We start from the raw sequence: 17,922 nt of genomic DNA, 5'->3' as shown, positions 1-17,922 counted from the left end.
ACATTGTTAGCATAATCATTAATAGTTAGATAATTTGTTGTATTGCTTTTGTTTTTTTTGATTCGCGCAAAATTATCCTCTGTGGTCGAACACCTACCAGATCCCTTGTCGCACCAATAACTACCCACTCAGCCGTTAGCTGGGTTACCATGTCGGCCTGCTTTTTGTTGCCTGGGGCGCAAGCAGCCGCAGGCAGGTTACCTTCAGACAGGAGTTGTTTTAATGTCCAAACAGCAAATTGGCGTTGTCGGTATGGCGGTCATGGGGCGCAATCTGGCGCTCAATATTGAAAGCCGCGGCTATACCGTTTCCATCTTTAACCGTTCCGCAGACAAAACGGATGAGGTGATTGCCGAGAACCCGGGGAAAAAACTGGTGCCGTGCTACACCGTTGAAGAGTTTGTTGAATCTCTGGAAAAACCGCGCCGTATCCTGTTGATGGTTAAAGCGGGTGAAGCGACGGATAAAACGATTGAGTCACTGAAACCGTATCTGGAAAAAGGCGACATCCTGATCGACGGCGGTAACACGTTCTATAAAGACACTATCCGTCGTAACCGTGAACTGTCTGCCGAAGGGTTTAACTTCATCGGCACCGGCGTGTCCGGCGGTGAGGAAGGCGCGCTGAAGGGCCCGTCTATTATGCCGGGCGGCCAGAAAGAAGCCTATGAGCTGGTGGCGCCTATCCTGCAGCAGATTGCTGCTCGCGCCGAAGGCGAACCTTGTGTGGCCTATATTGGCGCAGACGGTGCCGGCCACTACGTGAAAATGGTGCATAACGGCATCGAATACGGCGACATGCAGTTGATCGCTGAAGCCTACGCGTTGCTGAAGCAGGCGTTGGGGCTTTCCAACGAAGAACTGGCGAGCACCTTCTCCGAGTGGAACAAGGGCGAGCTGAGCAGCTACCTGATCGAAATCACCGCCGATATCTTCACCAAGAAAGACGAAGAAGGGAAATACCTGGTCGACGTGATTCTGGATGAAGCCGCCAACAAAGGCACCGGTAAATGGACCAGCCAGAGCTCGCTGGATCTGGGCGAACCGCTGTCCCTGATTACCGAGTCGGTATTTGCGCGTTACCTGTCCTCGCTGAAAAACCAGCGCGTTGCAGCGTCTAAAGTGCTGAGCGGCCCGGTCGCGCAGGCGTTCAACGGCGATAAAGCCGAGTTCGTCGAAAAAGTGCGCCGCGCGCTGTATCTGGGCAAAATCGTCTCCTACGCGCAGGGTTTCTCTCAGTTGAAAGCTGCGTCTGACGAAAACAGCTGGAATCTGAACTACGGCGAAATCGCCAGGATCTTCCGTGCCGGTTGTATTATTCGTGCGCAGTTCTTACAGACGATCACCGATGCTTACGCCGAAAATGCCGACATCGCCAATCTGCTGCTGGCGCCGTACTTCCGTCAGGTCGCCGACGAATACCAGCAAGCGTTGCGTGATGTGGTGTCCTATGCGGTACAACAGGGGATCCCGACGCCAACCTTCTCGGCGGCGATTGCTTATTATGATAGCTATCGTTCAGCGGTATTACCGGCTAATCTGATTCAGGCTCAGCGCGATTATTTCGGCGCGCATACCTATAAACGTATTGATAAAGAAGGCGTATTCCATACCGAATGGATGGAATAATATTCTGAAATATTTTCCTTATCTCAAAACCGGATGGAAATATCCGGTTTTTCTTTCTCAATATCTCACCGTAAATAACTAAGACTTTTCCGAGAATATTTTATCTCATTATAACTAATGAGGAAAATATAACGCTCTTGCGACTTGTCTTATTTCCTTACTCGCACAATCTTGCTTTTCTTATTCTTTATCCGAATCTTGGTTCGGAGCCTTCCTGTTCGCTGGCGATTATTTCATAAAGGATAAATTGAAATAATTACTTCACAAGCGATGAGGAAGATCCAACCTGGCTGATTAATTCAGCCAGTCGTGGGCAGGAGCTTATTCTCAGCGGCTCCTTGCCCGATGTCCTTAACGGGAAATAAAGGAAATGGTAATGATGAAGAAAACGTTAGCAACCCTGGTGCTGGCTGTTGTCGTGCTACCTGTGGCTGCGCTTGCCGCTGATCCGCCTGCCAAAACTGCGGGTGTTGAGGCGTTCAACGCGGCTCGCGGGTCGGTAAGCCACAATGGGTACACGTCTGGTCGTGCAATCGTGTCAGGCCTTGTTTCTGCTGTGACCAGCACTGCCACTAGCACCACTGGAACCGGCACCTCAACCGTGACGTCAACGCGCGGTTAATGATGGGCTAATAACCAAGGCCACTCCGGTGGCCTTTTTTCTGCTTCAGGATGTTCAGGCGAGAACCCGAACAATGAAAAAAATCCTTGAGTTAACTTTGTTTCGGATGTTGGTGGTCGTTTTCTGTATGCCAGGGCTCACAGGGTGTTCTCAGCAACTCAGTCAACTGGGCCGGGACTTTCGGTTGGCGTTGTGGGGAAGGCAAGACGTCAGCATGACGCCGCAACAGGTCGCGCAGCTTCCCTATGCTTCAGCGTATCTAAAAGTGGGTAAGGCGCCGCGCGTGTTTGTGGTGCTGGCGTTTGCCGACAATCAGCAATTGCAGTGGGTGACGGCGGATAAAAGTAGCGTGACCACCCATTTTGGCCGGCTGGTGAAAACGCAAGGGTTGGGTGAAGACATTCAGCAGGTCACCCAACTGGACACCGACCCGCTCAGCCTCGGTTTGCTGAAACCCGCTACCCCGAAGCAATGGCGCACCGTCGTCAGTTGGTCGCAAGTACTGCGCGGCGGCTATGACCTGCAATCGGTATTCGAGAATAAGGGCACAGAGACCCTAACGATACTGAACACGCCGAGACAAGCCGTACGTTTCGACGAGCAGGTAACCGTGCCGGCACTGGGCAAACGCTATACCAATCAATACTGGCTGGACCCGACTTCCGGTCAGGTCATCCAAAGCTATCAGTATATGGGGCCAAACATGGCTCTGGTGCAGCTCACTGTTCTTAAGCCATACAGTCAATAAGGTCATTTTATGTTGTCATTCAATCGATTGGCCGCCTTGTTATTGCTGGTGGCCGGAACATCAGGGGCGGCGCAGTTAACGATAAAGTATGCAGGCGAAACCTTGCCTGCCGTGGTGCTGAAGGACGGCACCCGTCTGGATCAGTTCTACGGTCAGATGGCTTTTCCGGATAAGGTTAACTGGCAAACTGCGTTACTCACCAACGAACGTGTGACGGAAAAAGTCAGAGAAAAGGGCGAAAAATTGCAGGCCCGGCTCTATCAGTTGCAACTGGTCTGGCAGGTCGAGGGCGATGGCGACTGGGCGATCGCGGCCTGGTATATGGCGCAGGCACTGAAACAGGTGAACACCGTCGGCCGGATCCGCGCCAGTATCGACCCGGAGATCGTGCGCCTTTCTCAGCGGGATAATCGCCCATTGGTGGGGAATTATACCCTCTACCTGTCCCCTTACCGTCAGCAGTTTTTTCTGTTTGGGTTAATCAGTACAGGTATCGATATCGGCACGCCGCATGTGTTCAAGGATATTGATCTGCAACCCGGCTGGTCAGTCGAACAGTACATCGGCAGACGGCGTTTTTTGCCAGGCGGCGATAGCCGCGACGGTTACCTCATCTCGGGTGAGGGTCACTGGCGCAAAGTCCCGCTGGCTGTCTGGAACAGCCGGCACCATGAACCGGCGGCGGGAGAAACTCTGTTTATCGGTTTTGACCCTTCCATTCTGCCTGAGGGTTTCACCTCTCTGAATGAGCAGATCGCCGACTATCTTGCCAACCGGATTCCACACTAATGGCTAACAACAGAACGTTTAAACTGAGCTGTCTGTCGCTGGCGATTGGCGGCACATTAGGGGCGTCGCCGATATGGGCGGCTGAAGCGGATAACCAGGATGCGGCGAATCGCAGCGGTTATTATCAGCCCGCCGGCGTATCGCAGATGGATTTTGGCGGCGTCGGGTTGTGGCAGATGCCGACGGCGCGTATGGCGGATAACGGCGAATTTAGCGCCAGCTATCGTGATAATCAGGAGTATCGCCGTTATGCCATTTCGTTGCAGCCGCTCGACTGGCTGGAGGCGACGCTGCGTTATACCGATATCCGTACCCGGCCTTACAGCAACTCGCCCGGTTTCAGCGGCAACCAGACCTACAAAGATAAGAGCTTTGACGTCAAAGCGCGTCTGTGGCAGGAAAGCCGCTGGCTACCGCAGGTGTCGCTTGGTTTGCGCGATATCGCCGGTACCGGCTTGTTCGACAGCGAATATCTGGTAGCCAGCAAGCGCTGGGGGCCGTTTGATTTCACGCTGGGTATGGGGTGGGGCAACATGGCGCAGAGCGGCAATATCACCAACCCGGCCTGTCGGCTGGCGTCGGGATTCTGTACCCGCACGGCCTCGACCACCACCGGACAGTTCGCGGTGAAGAACTTTTTCCACGGGCCGGCGGCGCTGTTTGCCGGGCTGGAATACCAAACGCCGTGGGATCCGTTACGCGTCAAGCTGGAGTATGACGGCAATGATTATAGTCAGGAGGCGGCGGATCTGACGCGACCGGTATCGCAGCGTATCAAGCAGGATTCGCCGATTAACGTCGGGCTGGTGTACCGCGCTACCGATTGGCTGGATACCTCGCTGTCGTGGGAACGCGGCAATACGCTGATGTGGGGATTTACACTGCGTACCAACTTCAATCATATCCGGCCACAGCACCCGGATGATGAGCCGCCGGTGTACTTGCCGGCGAACAATAGCCAGAGCGGTACAGACTGGCAGCGCATTTCCCGCGAACTGGATGACAAAGCCGGTTTTGCACAGCCGGATATTTATGCGGACGATAATCAAGTCACGGTGGTGGCCGATCAGTACAAATACCCCGATGACGCCGACGCCAGCCGCCGGGCGGCGACGGTGCTGGCGAATAATCTGCCGGACAACGTCACCGACTACCATATCGTGACGCGTAGCGGCCCGCTGACGACCGCCAGCACCCATGTCGATGCGGCAGGGTTCCGCCAGTTGGAATCCGGCGGCACGCCGTTGGGGCTGGATGAGCCGAATCCGTATCGTACGGAGCCATTGTCGGCACCACACGGTCGTCAGGTGCTGCATACCGAACCGCCGCGCCTCTCCTACGGCATCGATCCTGCGTTGCAGCAGTCGTTCGGCGGCCCGGAATCGTTCTATATGTACCAGTTGTCGGCCAACGCCAGTGCGGATTACCGCATTACGGATAATTGGCGATTGGGCGGCACGGTGAACGTCAACCTGCTCAACAACTATGATCGGTTCAACTTCACATCGCCGCCGCAGGATGGCGCGGCGCTGCCGAGGGTTCGTACCCATATTCGCGAGTATGTTACGGCATCGGATGTCTTGCTGACCAATCTGCAATTGTCTCGTTACGATCACCCCGCGCGCGACTGGTATACCCAGGTCTATGGCGGGTATCTGGAAATGATGTACGCCGGGGTCGGTGGCGAAGTGTTGTATCGGCCGTTCGGCAGCAATTGGGCGGTGGGGATGGATGTTAACTACGTCAAGCAGCGAGACTGGGACTCCCCGCAGAGCCTGAGGGATTACAGCGTCACCACCGGCCACCTCACGACTTACTGGTCGCTGCCGTTTATCAAAGGCGGGCTGGCGAAAATCAGCGTCGGGCGCTATCTGGCGGGCGATAAAGGCGTTACGTTGGATCTGTCGCGCCGCTTCGACAGTGGGATTGTCGCCGGCGCTTTCGCCACCGTCACCAATGTCAGCGCCAGCGAGTACGGTGAAGGCAGCTTCACCAAAGGGATCTACTTTACCATTCCGTTTGATGTGCTGTTCAGTTCGCCGACGACTCGCCGCGGTTCCATCGGCTGGGTGCCGCTGACCCGCGATGGCGGCCAGATGCTGGATCGGCGCGATGTGCTGTACAACATGGTTGAACGAGAATAATGGGTTGAACGGGAATAATGGCGGACCACGCCAGCATCAGCGCTGTAATAAACGTCACCCGTTAACACGCCGCGCCGCCGATTTTGCCGGCGGCGCGGCTCAGTCAGGGCTGATGCGGGAGTGGAGATGACGCCGGCGGGAGCGCTACACGGCTTTGCCGACGATACAAGGTACTGCTGACCATCATCATGGTGACGAACAGGAATAAACCGGGCGAGAAGTACCCGTAACCACGCAGGAAGAATTCGACGGCGTAGGCGATCACCACCGCCATGGCGATCTTCAGCAGCGTCGATTCAGTATCGGTGTTATCACGGATGCGGTTGATGGTACTGACGGCCTTTTTCAGTATCAACAGATAGCCGGTGCTCAGCAGCAAGCCTATGGCGCCGAATTCGCTGACGATTTTCGATGCTAAAAAGCCGCCGTCGTTACGGTTGAAATCACTGCCGGCAAGCGACTGGATAACATAACCGTATTTGCCGACGCTGTTGGTTCCGGCCATTTGCAGCCCCAGCCCGATCCCCTGGCTCTCCAGCAAGGCGTTTTTCGCATCGTCCAACCCCTGCAGGAAGACCAGTGTCGTGAGGTTGTCGGTATCGTCGCTGATAGCCAGCCGCGACCCAAAATAGGCGATGGCCGGCAGGTCGGAAAAATAGGTCAGCATCACGTAGACCGCCGCGATTAATATCACGATGATGGTCAGCATCAGCGTGATGCGGCGCGCCATCCAGAAGACGAAAATCGCCATCATGCAGAACACCAGTAATGTCAGGCTGGGGAAGATCAGCGCCTGCAGCAGCATGTTGCCCAGCAACACCACGCGCTCCCGGTTTTTCATCAGAATGCCGCTGGCACAGACGAAGATCCCCACGGTCAACGCGTAATGGCTCTCTTCGGAGAAAGGGAATACCGCTTTGGGTCTGGCTGCATAGCTGCCGATATCAATGCGGTGGATCACCGAAATCCAGCCGAGTAGCAGCAAGGTATAAGTCACGGCGCGAAAAGCCGAAGCCAGCCTGGCGGGAGGAACGGTCAACAGGCGATTAGATAACAGTATGGCGCCCAGGAAAATAATAGTGAGCGCCGGTAACGTAAATAGTGGTTTGTAATTGTCATACATCGCAGCGATATAACCGGATTGTGCCAGTAATATAAATATCGCCATCGAAAAAAGTAAGATTTTTCCACTGGAAAATGCCAACTTTTTCATATGACGAAGGCCGTAAATATAAATGGGGACGATTGCTACCATCATACCCGGCGCCAGTGAAGATTGTTGCAAAAATACAAACACAAACTGTGGCATCAGGAAAATGCAAAGCATTGTCCAGTAAAGAGGTTCATGCTTTATGGCGGCTTTCAATTTTCAACTCTCCCTATCTCAGTTGATGTTTATTGTGAGCGATGATAAAGCAGGTTGAATTGAATTTTTAATTATTTTTTCAGAAAGTTTATGACATTTATTGATGAGGTTGTTTATCCTGCTTGTTATCAAGCATCGACCGTCCATTATGCCGATTTTATTCTTAATGTAATGAATTTATACCCAAAATAATTCGAGTTGCAGGAAGACGGCGACGCAGCGAATCCCCGGGAGCTTACTCAAGTAAGTGACTGGGGTGAGCGACAAATCTGCCGGGAGCAGATTTGAACGCAGCTTGCTGCGGCCCGTAGGGCGAGGCCCAGGGAGGGGCCGAGTAATAAAGCCAACGCACCTGCAACTTGAAGTATGACGGGTATATTGATATCGGAGAGATTGCTATGAACAGAAGAGATTTCCTGGCCGGCAGCCTGGCATCATTGGCAGTGAACTCTACGGCTGCGCCGCAGGATAATAACGCCCAGAATAATAATACTATTTCGTTTACCAATGATCTTACGCGTTACAATATCGATTTTTCCGGAAAGACGGATTCTACCGAATCTTTTCAGACACTTCTTAATGATATGCTGGGGCAATCTAAATCCTTATCAAATGCTCAGCAAAAAGTCAGGTTAATGTTGCAGGGTGTGGTGTTGGTCTCTTCTACGATAAAAATAGATGCGTCAAAAGTGTCTATTCATGGTCCGCTGACAATTATTTTTACTAAAAAAGGTAATTTTGATAACTATGCGATTGTCGTGACCGGGGATCCGGATGTGGATGCGGCGTACAGTAATATCGTAGACAGTTTTTTTTCCGGTGTGCATTTTATTTCTGAAAAGAGAACCTTAGACCTGTTTTTCGCCTACAACCCGGAAAATAATTCCAACCGTAACGCGTCCTGTTTGTTAAGTATTTATTCCTGCCGTTTTACCGGGTTCAGAAAGGTATTTTCCAATGGTGCCGGCGGCTGGGGCTGGAACTGGTTCTCCTGTGGATTTAATAACTGTGATCGCTTGCTGTACCTGACGCGTCAGCCGGATTCCTACGAGCGTTTTACGTTTATCGGCTGTATCTGGCAAAACGGCGGCTACGCTTTTGAGATCGATAACCCGGACGGCGTGGTGTATTGGCAGGCGGGGAGTTTTGATTATTGCGAAGGGATCGCCTTGATTAACGAAGGACATGTCGAAATCAACGGCCATTTCGAATACGTCAGGCGTAAGCAGCCTGCGGTGGTGCTCAGGAAAAAAAACGCCAGCTTTGTATTCAACGGCGGGGCGATTTTTGTACGCCAGAATCCGGAACAACCCTACCTTATTTTTGATCAAGCGTTCGATTATCAAACCACGCTGGCCAACATTCGCTTTGCCACCGACGGTATCAATGTCACCTCCTGTGTGATCTCCAATCGCCCTTGCTGGAAAAATAATCTCATCTTTACCAATCAGATGGCAGAGCTGATAGCGCTAAACGACAGCGGGAGTACGCTGGTTTACCCTGGGGCTGCGGGTTGCGCCTGTCGTTACGATCCGGCGCACATTAAAGAAGATAACGGCCGATTTGTGAAAATCGCCGCCGGCGATAACGTGCAGGTGCAGTTCCTGATACCGGTGAACGGGCATGACCAAATCGGGGTTGTCTGGCAGGCGCAAACCTCCGTCGTCGGCAAGGTGGCGATTACCAAAACACTCCATGCTTACGGCGAAAACGGTCCGGGGCCGGTCATGATGGACCTGACTCGTGACGGCAAAGATTACATTCAAAGCAGTGACCGATTGCAAAAGGGCAGCTCGGGCACTATCTGGAAAATTCCGCGCAGTGCCTGGCTGTTTGCGTTGTCATTCAATCTTTCTACGGCCAATGTCGGCGATTATCTGGATATGCGTGAGTTGAAACTGGTCAGTTGCTGAACGTCAGGAGTCAGACATGGGTAGCCTAAAGCGGCGTAAACAGCGTAGGGTTGACTGCCTGACGCCGCGCTTGTTCCAGATGCGTGCGCATAAAGTCGGCGGCGCTTAACCGATCGCCTTGCTCCAGATAGTGAATAATTTGCAGATGCTCCTCCGCCTGATGTTTGCGCTGAGGGCGAAATCTCTCTTTACGGTACTCCACCAGCCGCCGTAATCGCGCCAGATGGCGGATGGTTTGCAGCAAGAAACGGTTGCCTGAGCAGACGGCCAGCGTGTCGTGGAATTCGGAACTGACATCAAACATCTCCATTGCCGTCATCGTCAGGTAGCCGTCTTCGGCCAGATATTCCTGCTGTTTGCGACAACGTGCCAGCATCTGCGGCGTAATATGAAACGTTGTCGATAACAAGCCCGCCGGTTCGATGATAGCGCGCAGCGCGTAGCTTTCTTCGTACGCTTCTACGGAATCGATCAACGGCAGTGTGCGCCACCCCTGACCCGCCATATGCTCCAGCCAACCTTCCTGCTGGCAGCGCAGCAGCACTTTGCGCAACACCGGGCGGGTAACGCCGAATTCGAGCATCAGTTCCATTTCTGAAAATTGTTCCGGCAGTTGGCGGGTGATGCGGCGCTCCGCCAACTGGCGATAGAGCGGGTCTTCCGCCTGCTCCAGGACTTCTGCAACCAGTTCACCCAACTGAGAGGCATGTTGCGCCAGAAAAAAACCGCGATTGCGGTCATAAGTCACCATGCCTTTATCCATCAGATAGTGCATCGCTTGTTTCACCGGTGTGCGCGATGTGCTAAGCGCCTGCGCCAGCGCCGACTCGACCAGATGATGCCCCACCGCGAGTTGTTCGCGTCTGACATAGCTGATGACATCGCGCACGATACGCGCCTGCAAGGGGGTGAGGGTCGTCATGGTTCCTTACCTGCCTGAATAATCAGTCGGTGATTATACCTGTTACCCGTCGGGCTGGCAGTGTTGTACGCAAAAATTGTCTTTTATCAACGTAAAAAGCGACTATGGCATTCATAAACGATCGTTTTTAACTTTATACCCGTCATACTTCAAGCTGCAGGTGCGTTGGCTGCGTTACTCGGCCCACTTCATGGGCCTCGCCCTTCGGGCCGCTGCAAGCAGCGTTCAAATCGGCTTTGCCAATTTGTCGTTCACCCGAATCACTTACCTGAGTAAGCTCATCGGGATGAAATGAGAGACATCCTGTCTCTCACCGGAGGCCAGCCGTTGGCTGGTCAAATTCGTTCCCGACGAATTTGTCTCTCTCTTGCCGCGTGACAAGGCTCTAACGAGCCTTGCCCTGACGGGCCAACGCGTTGCGTTGTTCAACACGCAATGCGTGTTGTCCTGCAACTCGAATTATTTTGGGTATATAACGTGAAGTAATGCGATTTCATTAATTGTATTTTTTGACAATAAAATGCAATATGGCGGCATAGTGAACATCCAGTTGAAATATGAAGAGACGGTCAGTGACGCCATCCGCACACCCTTTACTGATTACCGGTCATCCTTTTGAATGGTTGGCTATTCCCGGCCTGGGGCGGGTCGCCTGTACTTTTCTGCGCCACCAGCCGCCGCTCATGTTGGTATCCGCTGATGCGCTGTCGTACCTGGGGGTGCCGGCTGACGAGGCACCACCGGGGACATGGGAAACGGTTCGCATTTTTGGCGCGGCAGCGCTATCGCGCTATATCGGAGAAAGCGCGCAGCACAGCCAACTGGTGGTGATCGACAGCCAACCGGACGGCTCAGGCTGTACGCTGCGGTTTGCGGTACTCGGTCGACATGGATGGCGGCGCGGCGTCGCCGCCTCGGTTGAACGAGCGATAAGCCAGGCGGCATTACAGCCTGATACGATTGCCTGCGATTATCTTCCTGTGCAATTGCCGGCGACATTTGCCGTGGCTCACCGCTATCCGCTGCATGGTTAAGCGGCTATAGCTATAGTGCCCGTGTCGGCATTACTGTTGGTAAAAATGGAATAATCATATCCATTTATCCATCTTTATCCCTCATCTGCATCCGGATAGGATCTTCCGCAACAGGCAAGGCCGCAGCAAACCCGCCCGTTTTCATTCCGATACAACAGGAGAAGCGTATGCAGCAACACACCAAACAAGAGCGCGATCAGGATGCTCATGTGGCGATAGTCACCGGCGCGTCGCGGGGCATCGGCAGAGCGATTGCCCTCAAGCTGGCGCAACAAGGATGGCGGGTGGTGGTGAACTTCGCCCGGCAACGTCAGCAGGCGGACGAGGTGGTAAGTCGCATTCACGAGCTGGGAGGATGTGCGCTGGCGATTCAGGCGCAGGTAGAGGAGCCCGAGCAGGTGGCGGCGCTGTTTTTGCAGACGAAAGCGCAATTCGGGCGTATCGACGCGGTGATCAACAGCGCCGGGGTGATGGCGAACACACCGATTGCCGATGGCGATCTGGCGCAGTTTGACAGGCTGATCGCGACCAATCTGCGTGGTGCGTTCATTGTGCTGGGGGAAGCGGCCCGGCAGGTGGAAACGGGTGGGCGAATTATTGCGTTGTCTACCAGCGTAATCGCCCGTTCGCTGCCCAGTTATGGCCCTTATATCGCGTCGAAGGCCGGGGTGGAAGGGCTGGTGCGGGTACTGGCGAATGAGCTGAGTGGCCGCGAGATTACGGTAAATGCCGTCGCGCCGGGACCCGTGGCAACCGAACTGTTTTTTAACGGTAAGACGGATGCGCAGGTGGCGGCCATTACTGCTATGACGCCGCTGGAAAGGCTGGGGGAACCAGAGGATATCGCCAATGTCGTGGCTTTTCTGGTCGGGCCGGAAGGGGGCTGGATCAATGGTCAGGTGGTTCGCAGCAATGGCGGGTTTGCGTAATGGCAACGGCGCAGCGGGGAACGCGGCTTTCCCCGTATTAACCGGCGATACGTTGCAGCGTGTCGGATGAAGCGTTGTGCCCGAGATTGTGTCGAATCTGCGCGTTGATGTCGTCAAGTAGCTGGTAACGGCGCTGGTACTGAGCGCGTTTTCGACTCGGCAATTCATCCAGCGTTTTACGGGTAATCGTCCGTGGGAGTTGGTACACCCCCTCCGCGTTTTTGTCTGCGTTGATTGACTGCCAAAACTCGCTGTAACTGGAAAAACGCACCTTATTTTTACGGTAGCAGTAGCGCAGGCACTGATAAACATGGTTGTCATCGCCAACCGCCAAAATACGGTTGATTCCGGTGAGAGCCGCGAGGGTGAGCAGGCATTCCAACAACAGGCGTTTGGGAAACAGCCCAAAGCAGGCTTTCGACGCGTCTTTGGTCAGCTCACGCGTCTGGTCACGGCCTTTTCCCTGCAAGCCGCCAATCATGATGGCGAGTTGGTGCTGGTGGCGTATCACCGAAAACGTCAGCGATGCCAGCACCACATCGTTGAAGCGAATACGTAACGTCGCTTCGCCCTCTTTGTCATAACGCGAGGTGCTGCAAGTCAGTGAAAAGCTTTCGCCATTCTTGCCGGAAAAACGTGCCAGGCAATAGTCGTCCAGGCTGAGAAACGCCTGCTTAAGAAACGGGTTGGCCAGTTGCTCCACGAAAGTGTAATGGGTACGGATGGCGTCGGCGCGTTCAGCCGCGCGCAGTGTGGCGGACAGATAAGGGCGGTGAATTTTGGTCGGTAGCATCGGGCAAACTCTCACCGCCTTCTGCATAGCGGGAATATCAATAATACTCTTCAGATAACCTAAGGTAATTGATGGCATTAACAGTGAGCGCAATAAAAACTTGGTTTTTATATTGTGCTGGCACCAAATTTTTTCAGAGAAAAAATCGTCTCTTAGCAGGTGGTAAAAAAGCGATAATGCAGATGTTTTTTCCATTTTAATTCCCCGTTGTATAGTGATGAAAAATAACCGCAGGGGAGCGGTTTTCGATAGTAATGTATTGCCGAAAAGCTCGGATTAGAAAATTCTCGTCACGCTAACAGATGAAAGGTGTTATTTCCTGTCTCGTGATGTACCTGGTTGCGGATTATAATGGTGGTAAGGAAAATAAAAATAACAACCCCTGTGTTGTTGAGCATTGATTGAGTAAAAATAATAAACCCCGATATATCTCGGCTTTGTTTTGGATTGATTTAGAATTCATCCCTGGGAGGGGGGTATAATAAGGGATCGCACAAAAATGGTACATTTGAGCCTGATGAAGCGGATGCCTTGCAGGATGATGGTGGACGTTCGAAAGGTGGCATCAGCAAGCAGGTCGGCAAGTGTGCTTGCTGGTCGTGCCGTTTATTATCAGGGCGATTTTTCTGTCGGTGCTTATTGATAAACTCAGCGCTTATTTATAAAAAGCTTATTTATAAAAAATAGTGCAGAGATGGAGCCTGTTTTCATTATTCATGGCGACAATAATAAAATGCTTTCCACCCGGCGCATCGGCGGATTGTAATAATTCGCGTGCCGTATTCATGGTTACCAGAGTAAGCTCACCGGGATGAAATGAGAGACATCCTGTCTCTCACCAGAGGCCAGCCTTTGGCTGGTCAAATTCGTTCCCGACGAATTTGTCTCTCTCTTGCCGCGTTACAAGGCTCATTATGAACCTTGCCCTGACGGGCCAACGCGTTGCGTTGTTCAACACGCAATGCGCGTTGTCCTGCAACTCGAATTATTTAGGGTATCTGAATGCTATTATTCCATAATAATGAAACCGCAATTTGAAAACCGCAGATATTTTTTTTGCACACCTCGCTGATTTCCCATCCCGAAACCGGGTAACCCCAGATTTATCCCTGTTAAGTGTAATGATTTGGTAATGCCTTTGTTACGAATACGTCTTGTTTTCATTTGATGTTAATGATAATAATTATTATTAATATTTGTAAGCTATTCACACATCAATACCGTAGCCAGCGGACGGCGCTGTCGAGGGAGTTTTTGGCATATGCAGCATCACTACACACACTACCTGCAACTGAAAGTTGAACATCCACGCAAGTATGCCCGTGATTTGGCCCACATGATGGGGCTTCGTGAAGCGGAACTGGCATCGCTGCGCGTCGGGCATGATGCCCGACGTTTATCCGGCGACATGCGCTCACTGCTGGCCGGGCTGGAGGCCGTCGGTGAAACCAAATCCATCACCCGCAATGAGTACGCGGTGCATGAACAGGTTGGGGTTTACCATAACCAGCGCATCGGCGAACACGTCGGTCTGGTGCTCAACCCCCGCGGGCTGGACCTGCGCCTGTTTCCCGAGCAGTGGGACAGCGCATTTGCGTTGACGGAACAGACCGCGCGCGGCGAACGTCATAGCATTCAGTTTTTTGATCGTCATGGCGATGCGGTGCTGAAGGTTTATGCCACCGACAACACCGAGCTGGCCGTCTGGCAGGCGCTGACTGACCGCGTCACGCTGGCGGACAATCCGCCGTTGGCGCTACAGCCTGTGCCGCTTGAAACGCCGGCTGACGCACTCGATACGGCGCAGCTCGAGCAGGAGTGGCGGGCGATGACCGATGTTCACCAGTTCTTCCCGTTGCTCAAGCGGCATCGGCTTACGCGTCCGCAGGCGTTTCGTGCGGTGAGCGACGATCTGGCTTGTCAGGTCAGTAACCAGGCGCTGGGAACCTTGTTGAACGAGGCCCAGCAGGCGGGTAATGAGATTATGATTTTTGTCGGCAACCGCGGTTGCGTGCAGATCTTCACCGGCGTGATCGAAAACGTGACGCCGCTCGACAACTGGCTGAATGTGTTCAACCGTGATTTCACACTGCATCTGGCAGAAGACGCCATCGCTGAAAGCTGGGTCACCCGTAAACCGACCCAAGACGGCATCGTCACCAGCCTGGAGTTATTCGCCGCCGACGGCACGCCGATCGCCCAATTGTTTGGTCAGCGTTCGGAAGGGGAGCTTGAGCAGGCGCGCTGGCGTGACCAGGTGATGTCGCTGGTGACGTCGGAGGTGGCGGCATGAAAGCGTTGTTTTTGATGTTGCTGTGGCTGCCGCTGTCGTTGCTGGCTGCCGATCGGGTCGTCACGATTGGCGGCGATGTTACCCAGATTGTGTTTGCGTTGCAGGCGGGCGACAACGTGGTGGCGCGTGACAGCACCAGCCTGCATCCTGAGGCGGCGACAGCATTGCCGAATGTCGGTTACATGCGTCAGCTAAACGCGGAAGGCATTTTGTCGATGCAGCCGACGCTGGTGCTGGCAAGCGCACTGGCGCAACCGTCCACCGTGCTGGAGCAGGTCGCCAGTCGGGGTGTGCGCGTGGTGACGGTGCCGGCGCCGCAAGCGATTGAAGGGATTCGCGAAAAAATTCAGGTGATCGCTGATGCGTTGGGGGCAGCGCCACGCGGTGAGGCGCTGGCGCAACAAGTGGCGCAGCAACTGGCGGCGGTGCCGTCCCAGCCGTCGACGGCTCGCATGTTGTTTATCCTCAGTCATGGCGGCATGAACGCGATGGCCGCCGGGCAGGGCACGGCAGCGGATGCAGCGTTCCGGGCCGCCGGATTACAGAACGCGATGCAAGGATTCAACCGTTATCAACCGCTGTCGCAGGAAGGCGTAGTGGCGAGCCAGCCGGACTGGGTGGTTGTCACCACCGACGGCGCGAAATCCCTCGGCGGCGAAGCGGCAGTGTGGAAACTGCCGGGGCTGGCGCTGACGCCGGCCGGCAAACACCAGCGCTTACTGGTTGTCGATGATATGGCGCTGCTGGGCTTTACTCTGGATACGCCTGCAGCGTTGTTGCGCCTGCGTCAGGCCGTGGATGCGGCGAAGTGAGTCCGTCCCCGCGTTTAACGTTGTTGGCGATGGTGGGTGCGCTGGCGCTGCTGGCGGTGATTGCCGCCGGCAGCGGTGCAATGTCGGTGTCATTGACGCAGTTAATGATCCAACCGCTCGATAGCATGGCATGGCAGGTGTGGCTACATATTCGTCTGCCGCGCGTGGCGCTGGCGTTGCTGGTGGGAATGGCGCTGGCGCTGTCCGGCGCCGGGATGCAGGGGTTGTTCCGCAATCCGCTGGCGGACCCGGTGTTGCTGGGTGTCAGCAGCGGCGCGGCTGTCGGCGTGGCGTTGGCGATACTGTTTCCGCTGGCGTTGCCGACACTGCTGGCACTGTACTTGCCGTTGCTGGCGGCCTTTGTCGGTAGCCTGCTTATCATGCTGCTGCTGTTCTCTCTGAGTTTGTCGGGGCAGCGTTCCCTGTCGCGCCTGCTGCTGGTGGGCATTGCCATCAACGCCATCGGCGGCGCGGCGACCGGCCTGCTGGCGTGGTTCAGCAATGATCAGCAACTGCGGCAGTTGTCGCTGTGGGGCATGGGCAGCATGGGGCAGGCGCAGTGGGTAACGGTAGCGGCGGTGGCGTCGCTGGTGGTGCCCTGCGTGTGGTGGCTGCAACGGCTGGCTTCGCCGCTCAATTTGCTGCAACTGGGCGATGAGGAAGCGCACTACCTTGGCGTAGATGTGCACCGCACCCGGCGCCGGATAGTGATTCTGTGCGCGGTGCTGGTGGCGGCGGCGGTGTCGGTCAGCGGCATTATCGCTTTCGTCGGCCTGATAACGCCGCATCTGATGCGGTTGTTGCTGGGCGCGGATCACCGCTGGTTGTTACCGGGGGCGACGCTGGGCGGTGCGTTGCTGCTGTTGCTGGCGGATACGCTGGCGCGCACGCTGGTGGTGCCGGCGGAGATGCCGGTGGGGTTGCTCACCAGTCTGATCGGCGGCCCCTGGTTTTTATGGTTGATTTTGAGGCGGCAACATGGCTGAACCGCGTTTTGCGCCACTGGAGGCGCAGCAGTTGAGTTACCGGGGGGATGCCGGTCGGCTCCTGATTGACGATGTGTCGTTGACGCTGAACCCCGGCGAACTGGTGGCGTTGATCGGGCCTAACGGCGCCGGTAAATCCACCTTGTTGCGGTTGTTGACCGGCTACCTGACCCCACAACGGGGCGAGTGTCGACTGGGCGACCGTGCGTTGGCAAGCTGGTCGCCGGGCGCGTTGTCGCGCCTGCGGGCGGTGATGCGGCAGGACAATACGCTAACCGCGTCATTCCGGGTGGAAGAGGTGGTGGCGATGGGGCGAACCCCCTGGCGTGATACGCCGGAGCCGGACGTGGTGTCTGCGGTGCTGGCGCTGACCGGTTGCGAGCCTCTGCGCCGGCGGTTGTATCCGCAATTGTCCGGCGGCGAGCAGCAGCGAGTCCGGCTGGCGCAGGCGCTGGCCCAGCTCTGGCAAGACGACGGCCCGCAAGGCTGGCTGTTTCTGGACGAACCCACCTCGGCGCTGGATTTGTTCTATCAGCAACGGCTGTTACGGTTGCTGAAGTCACTGACCACGAAAGGAAATCTGGCGGTGTGCTGTGTATTGCACGATCTCAATCTGGCGTCGTTATGGGCCGATCGGGTGGTGGTGATGCAGAGCGGGCGCAATATGGCGGAAGGCGCCCCGTCGCAGGTATTGACCGAGGAGGCGATTCAGCGCTGGTATCAGGCGGAGGTGTGGGTCAACCGACACGCCGAAACCGGTACGCCGCTGGTCGCGTTGCGCCGTTAAGTGGTGACGCACTGATAACGTCAAAAGCACGGCAATCATAATAATAACAACGTTACCCGGCAGTGCTCCGGTTGCGACAGCGCGGTTAGCGCACCGGCAACCGGAACGATGACGGATACACAACCGTAACGGGTTGAAATAATACTGTTTGGCAA

At 54.9% G+C, this 17,922-nt stretch carries 15 protein-coding genes; 12 read left to right on the top strand and 3 right to left on the bottom strand.

What is annotated here, in order from left to right:
* Positions 1-222: 222 nt before the first annotated feature.
* From gndA to FDP13_RS05750, 5 genes are all read left to right on the top strand, one after another.
* The gene (gene gndA, locus FDP13_RS05770) at positions 223-1,629 is read left to right on the top strand and encodes an NADP-dependent phosphogluconate dehydrogenase (RefSeq protein WP_027712663.1); all 1,407 of its coding nucleotides are present in this window, start codon (positions 223-225) and stop codon (positions 1,627-1,629) included.
* Positions 1,630-2,005: 376 nt separating this feature from the next.
* Positions 2,006-2,251 carry a hypothetical protein gene (locus FDP13_RS05765; protein ID WP_143838983.1) on the top strand — a complete coding sequence of 82 codons (246 nt, stop codon included), beginning with the start codon at positions 2,006-2,008 and terminating at the stop codon, positions 2,249-2,251.
* A 127-nt stretch (positions 2,252-2,378) separates the two neighbouring features.
* Positions 2,379-2,999 (top strand): YjbF family lipoprotein, encoded by a 621-nt coding sequence (locus tag FDP13_RS05760; protein ID WP_304506123.1) that lies wholly within the window; start codon positions 2,379-2,381, stop codon positions 2,997-2,999.
* Between the two features lie 9 nt (positions 3,000-3,008).
* A complete protein-coding gene (locus tag FDP13_RS05755; RefSeq protein ID WP_012770520.1) occupies positions 3,009-3,788 on the top strand; it encodes a capsule biosynthesis GfcC D2 domain-containing protein in 780 nt (259 codons plus the stop codon).
* Positions 3,788-5,932 (top strand): YjbH domain-containing protein, encoded by a 2,145-nt coding sequence (locus FDP13_RS05750; RefSeq protein WP_143838981.1) that lies wholly within the window; start codon positions 3,788-3,790, stop codon positions 5,930-5,932. The genes FDP13_RS05755 and FDP13_RS05750 overlap by 1 nt, the downstream gene beginning before the upstream one ends.
* Before the next feature lie 103 nt (positions 5,933-6,035).
* On the opposite strand, the gene FDP13_RS05745 is transcribed toward FDP13_RS05750, so the two are convergent.
* On the bottom strand, positions 6,036-7,145 hold the full coding sequence (locus FDP13_RS05745; protein ID WP_234424386.1) for a hypothetical protein: 1,110 nt from the start codon (positions 7,143-7,145) through the stop codon (positions 6,036-6,038).
* A gap of 551 nt (positions 7,146-7,696) precedes the next feature.
* Here FDP13_RS05745 and FDP13_RS05735 point away from each other — a divergent pair.
* Positions 7,697-9,211 carry a hypothetical protein gene (locus FDP13_RS05735; protein WP_143838980.1) on the top strand — a complete coding sequence of 505 codons (1,515 nt, stop codon included), beginning with the start codon at positions 7,697-7,699 and terminating at the stop codon, positions 9,209-9,211.
* 25 nt (positions 9,212-9,236) lie between these two features.
* On the opposite strand, the gene FDP13_RS05730 is transcribed toward FDP13_RS05735, so the two are convergent.
* Positions 9,237-10,133, bottom strand: a complete 897-nt coding sequence (locus FDP13_RS05730) for a GntR family transcriptional regulator (protein WP_143838979.1) — start codon at positions 10,131-10,133, stop codon at positions 9,237-9,239.
* A 572-nt stretch (positions 10,134-10,705) separates the two neighbouring features.
* On the opposite strand from FDP13_RS05730, the gene FDP13_RS05725 reads away from it, so the two are divergent.
* Positions 10,706-11,167 carry a hypothetical protein gene (locus FDP13_RS05725; protein WP_231578144.1) on the top strand — a complete coding sequence of 154 codons (462 nt, stop codon included), beginning with the start codon at positions 10,706-10,708 and terminating at the stop codon, positions 11,165-11,167.
* 167 nt (positions 11,168-11,334) lie between these two features.
* Entirely contained in the window at positions 11,335-12,096 is a 762-nt protein-coding gene (locus tag FDP13_RS05720) for an SDR family oxidoreductase (protein WP_143838978.1), read from the top strand.
* Between the two features lie 37 nt (positions 12,097-12,133).
* On the opposite strand, the gene FDP13_RS05715 is transcribed toward FDP13_RS05720, so the two are convergent.
* Complete coding sequence (locus tag FDP13_RS05715) at positions 12,134-13,084, bottom strand: VirK/YbjX family protein (protein WP_143838977.1); 951 nt, start codon at positions 13,082-13,084, stop codon at positions 12,134-12,136.
* A 1,066-nt stretch (positions 13,085-14,150) separates the two neighbouring features.
* Between FDP13_RS05715 and FDP13_RS05710 the strand changes: the two genes are divergently transcribed.
* From FDP13_RS05710 to FDP13_RS05695, 4 genes are read left to right on the top strand one after another with little or no spacing between them, the layout of a single operon-like run.
* Complete coding sequence (locus FDP13_RS05710; protein ID WP_143838976.1) at positions 14,151-15,182, top strand: hemin-degrading factor; 1,032 nt, start codon at positions 14,151-14,153, stop codon at positions 15,180-15,182.
* Positions 15,179-15,994: a hemin ABC transporter substrate-binding protein gene (locus FDP13_RS05705; protein WP_143838975.1), complete on the top strand. Its 816-nt coding sequence runs from the start codon at positions 15,179-15,181 to the stop codon at positions 15,992-15,994. The genes FDP13_RS05710 and FDP13_RS05705 overlap by 4 nt, the downstream gene beginning before the upstream one ends.
* 29 nt (positions 15,995-16,023) lie before the next feature.
* A complete protein-coding gene (locus tag FDP13_RS05700; RefSeq protein ID WP_050516185.1) occupies positions 16,024-16,980 on the top strand; it encodes an iron ABC transporter permease in 957 nt (318 codons plus the stop codon).
* The gene (locus FDP13_RS05695) at positions 16,973-17,767 is read left to right on the top strand and encodes a heme ABC transporter ATP-binding protein (protein ID WP_143838974.1); all 795 of its coding nucleotides are present in this window, start codon (positions 16,973-16,975) and stop codon (positions 17,765-17,767) included. The genes FDP13_RS05700 and FDP13_RS05695 overlap by 8 nt, the downstream gene beginning before the upstream one ends.
* The last annotated feature ends 155 nt before the right edge of the window (positions 17,768-17,922 follow it).

It is taken from the genome of Dickeya sp. ws52, from assembly GCF_007210685.1.
Taxonomy (GTDB): Bacteria; Pseudomonadota; Gammaproteobacteria; order Enterobacterales; family Enterobacteriaceae; genus Dickeya; species Dickeya chrysanthemi.
The sequence above is the reverse complement of the archived record's forward strand: the minus strand, read 5'-3'. Positions and strand labels throughout refer to the sequence as shown.

Bases quoted from the DNA above. Each gene is read 5' to 3' on its own strand.
- FDP13_RS05700 (WP_050516185.1), top strand. From the start codon at position 16,024: ATGGTGGGTGCGCTGGCGCTGCTGGCGGTGATTGCCGCCGGCAGCGGT.
- FDP13_RS05710 (WP_143838976.1), top strand. From the start codon at position 14,151: ATGCAGCATCACTACACACACTACCTGCAACTGAAAGTTGAACATCCA.
- FDP13_RS05765 (WP_143838983.1), top strand. From the start codon at position 2,006: ATGATGAAGAAAACGTTAGCAACCCTGGTGCTGGCTGTTGTCGTGCTA.
- FDP13_RS05705 (WP_143838975.1), top strand. From the start codon at position 15,179: ATGAAAGCGTTGTTTTTGATGTTGCTGTGGCTGCCGCTGTCGTTGCTG.
- FDP13_RS05720 (WP_143838978.1), top strand. From the start codon at position 11,335: ATGCAGCAACACACCAAACAAGAGCGCGATCAGGATGCTCATGTGGCG.
- FDP13_RS05715 (WP_143838977.1), bottom strand. From the start codon at position 13,084: ATGGAAAAAACATCTGCATTATCGCTTTTTTACCACCTGCTAAGAGAC.
- gndA (WP_027712663.1), top strand. From the start codon at position 223: ATGTCCAAACAGCAAATTGGCGTTGTCGGTATGGCGGTCATGGGGCGC.
- FDP13_RS05695 (WP_143838974.1), top strand. From the start codon at position 16,973: ATGGCTGAACCGCGTTTTGCGCCACTGGAGGCGCAGCAGTTGAGTTAC.
- FDP13_RS05760 (WP_304506123.1), top strand. From the start codon at position 2,379: ATGCCAGGGCTCACAGGGTGTTCTCAGCAACTCAGTCAACTGGGCCGG.
- FDP13_RS05745 (WP_234424386.1), bottom strand. From the start codon at position 7,145: ATGAAAAAGTTGGCATTTTCCAGTGGAAAAATCTTACTTTTTTCGATG.
- FDP13_RS05730 (WP_143838979.1), bottom strand. From the start codon at position 10,133: ATGACGACCCTCACCCCCTTGCAGGCGCGTATCGTGCGCGATGTCATC.
- FDP13_RS05755 (WP_012770520.1), top strand. From the start codon at position 3,009: ATGTTGTCATTCAATCGATTGGCCGCCTTGTTATTGCTGGTGGCCGGA.
- FDP13_RS05735 (WP_143838980.1), top strand. From the start codon at position 7,697: ATGAACAGAAGAGATTTCCTGGCCGGCAGCCTGGCATCATTGGCAGTG.
- FDP13_RS05750 (WP_143838981.1), top strand. From the start codon at position 3,788: ATGGCTAACAACAGAACGTTTAAACTGAGCTGTCTGTCGCTGGCGATT.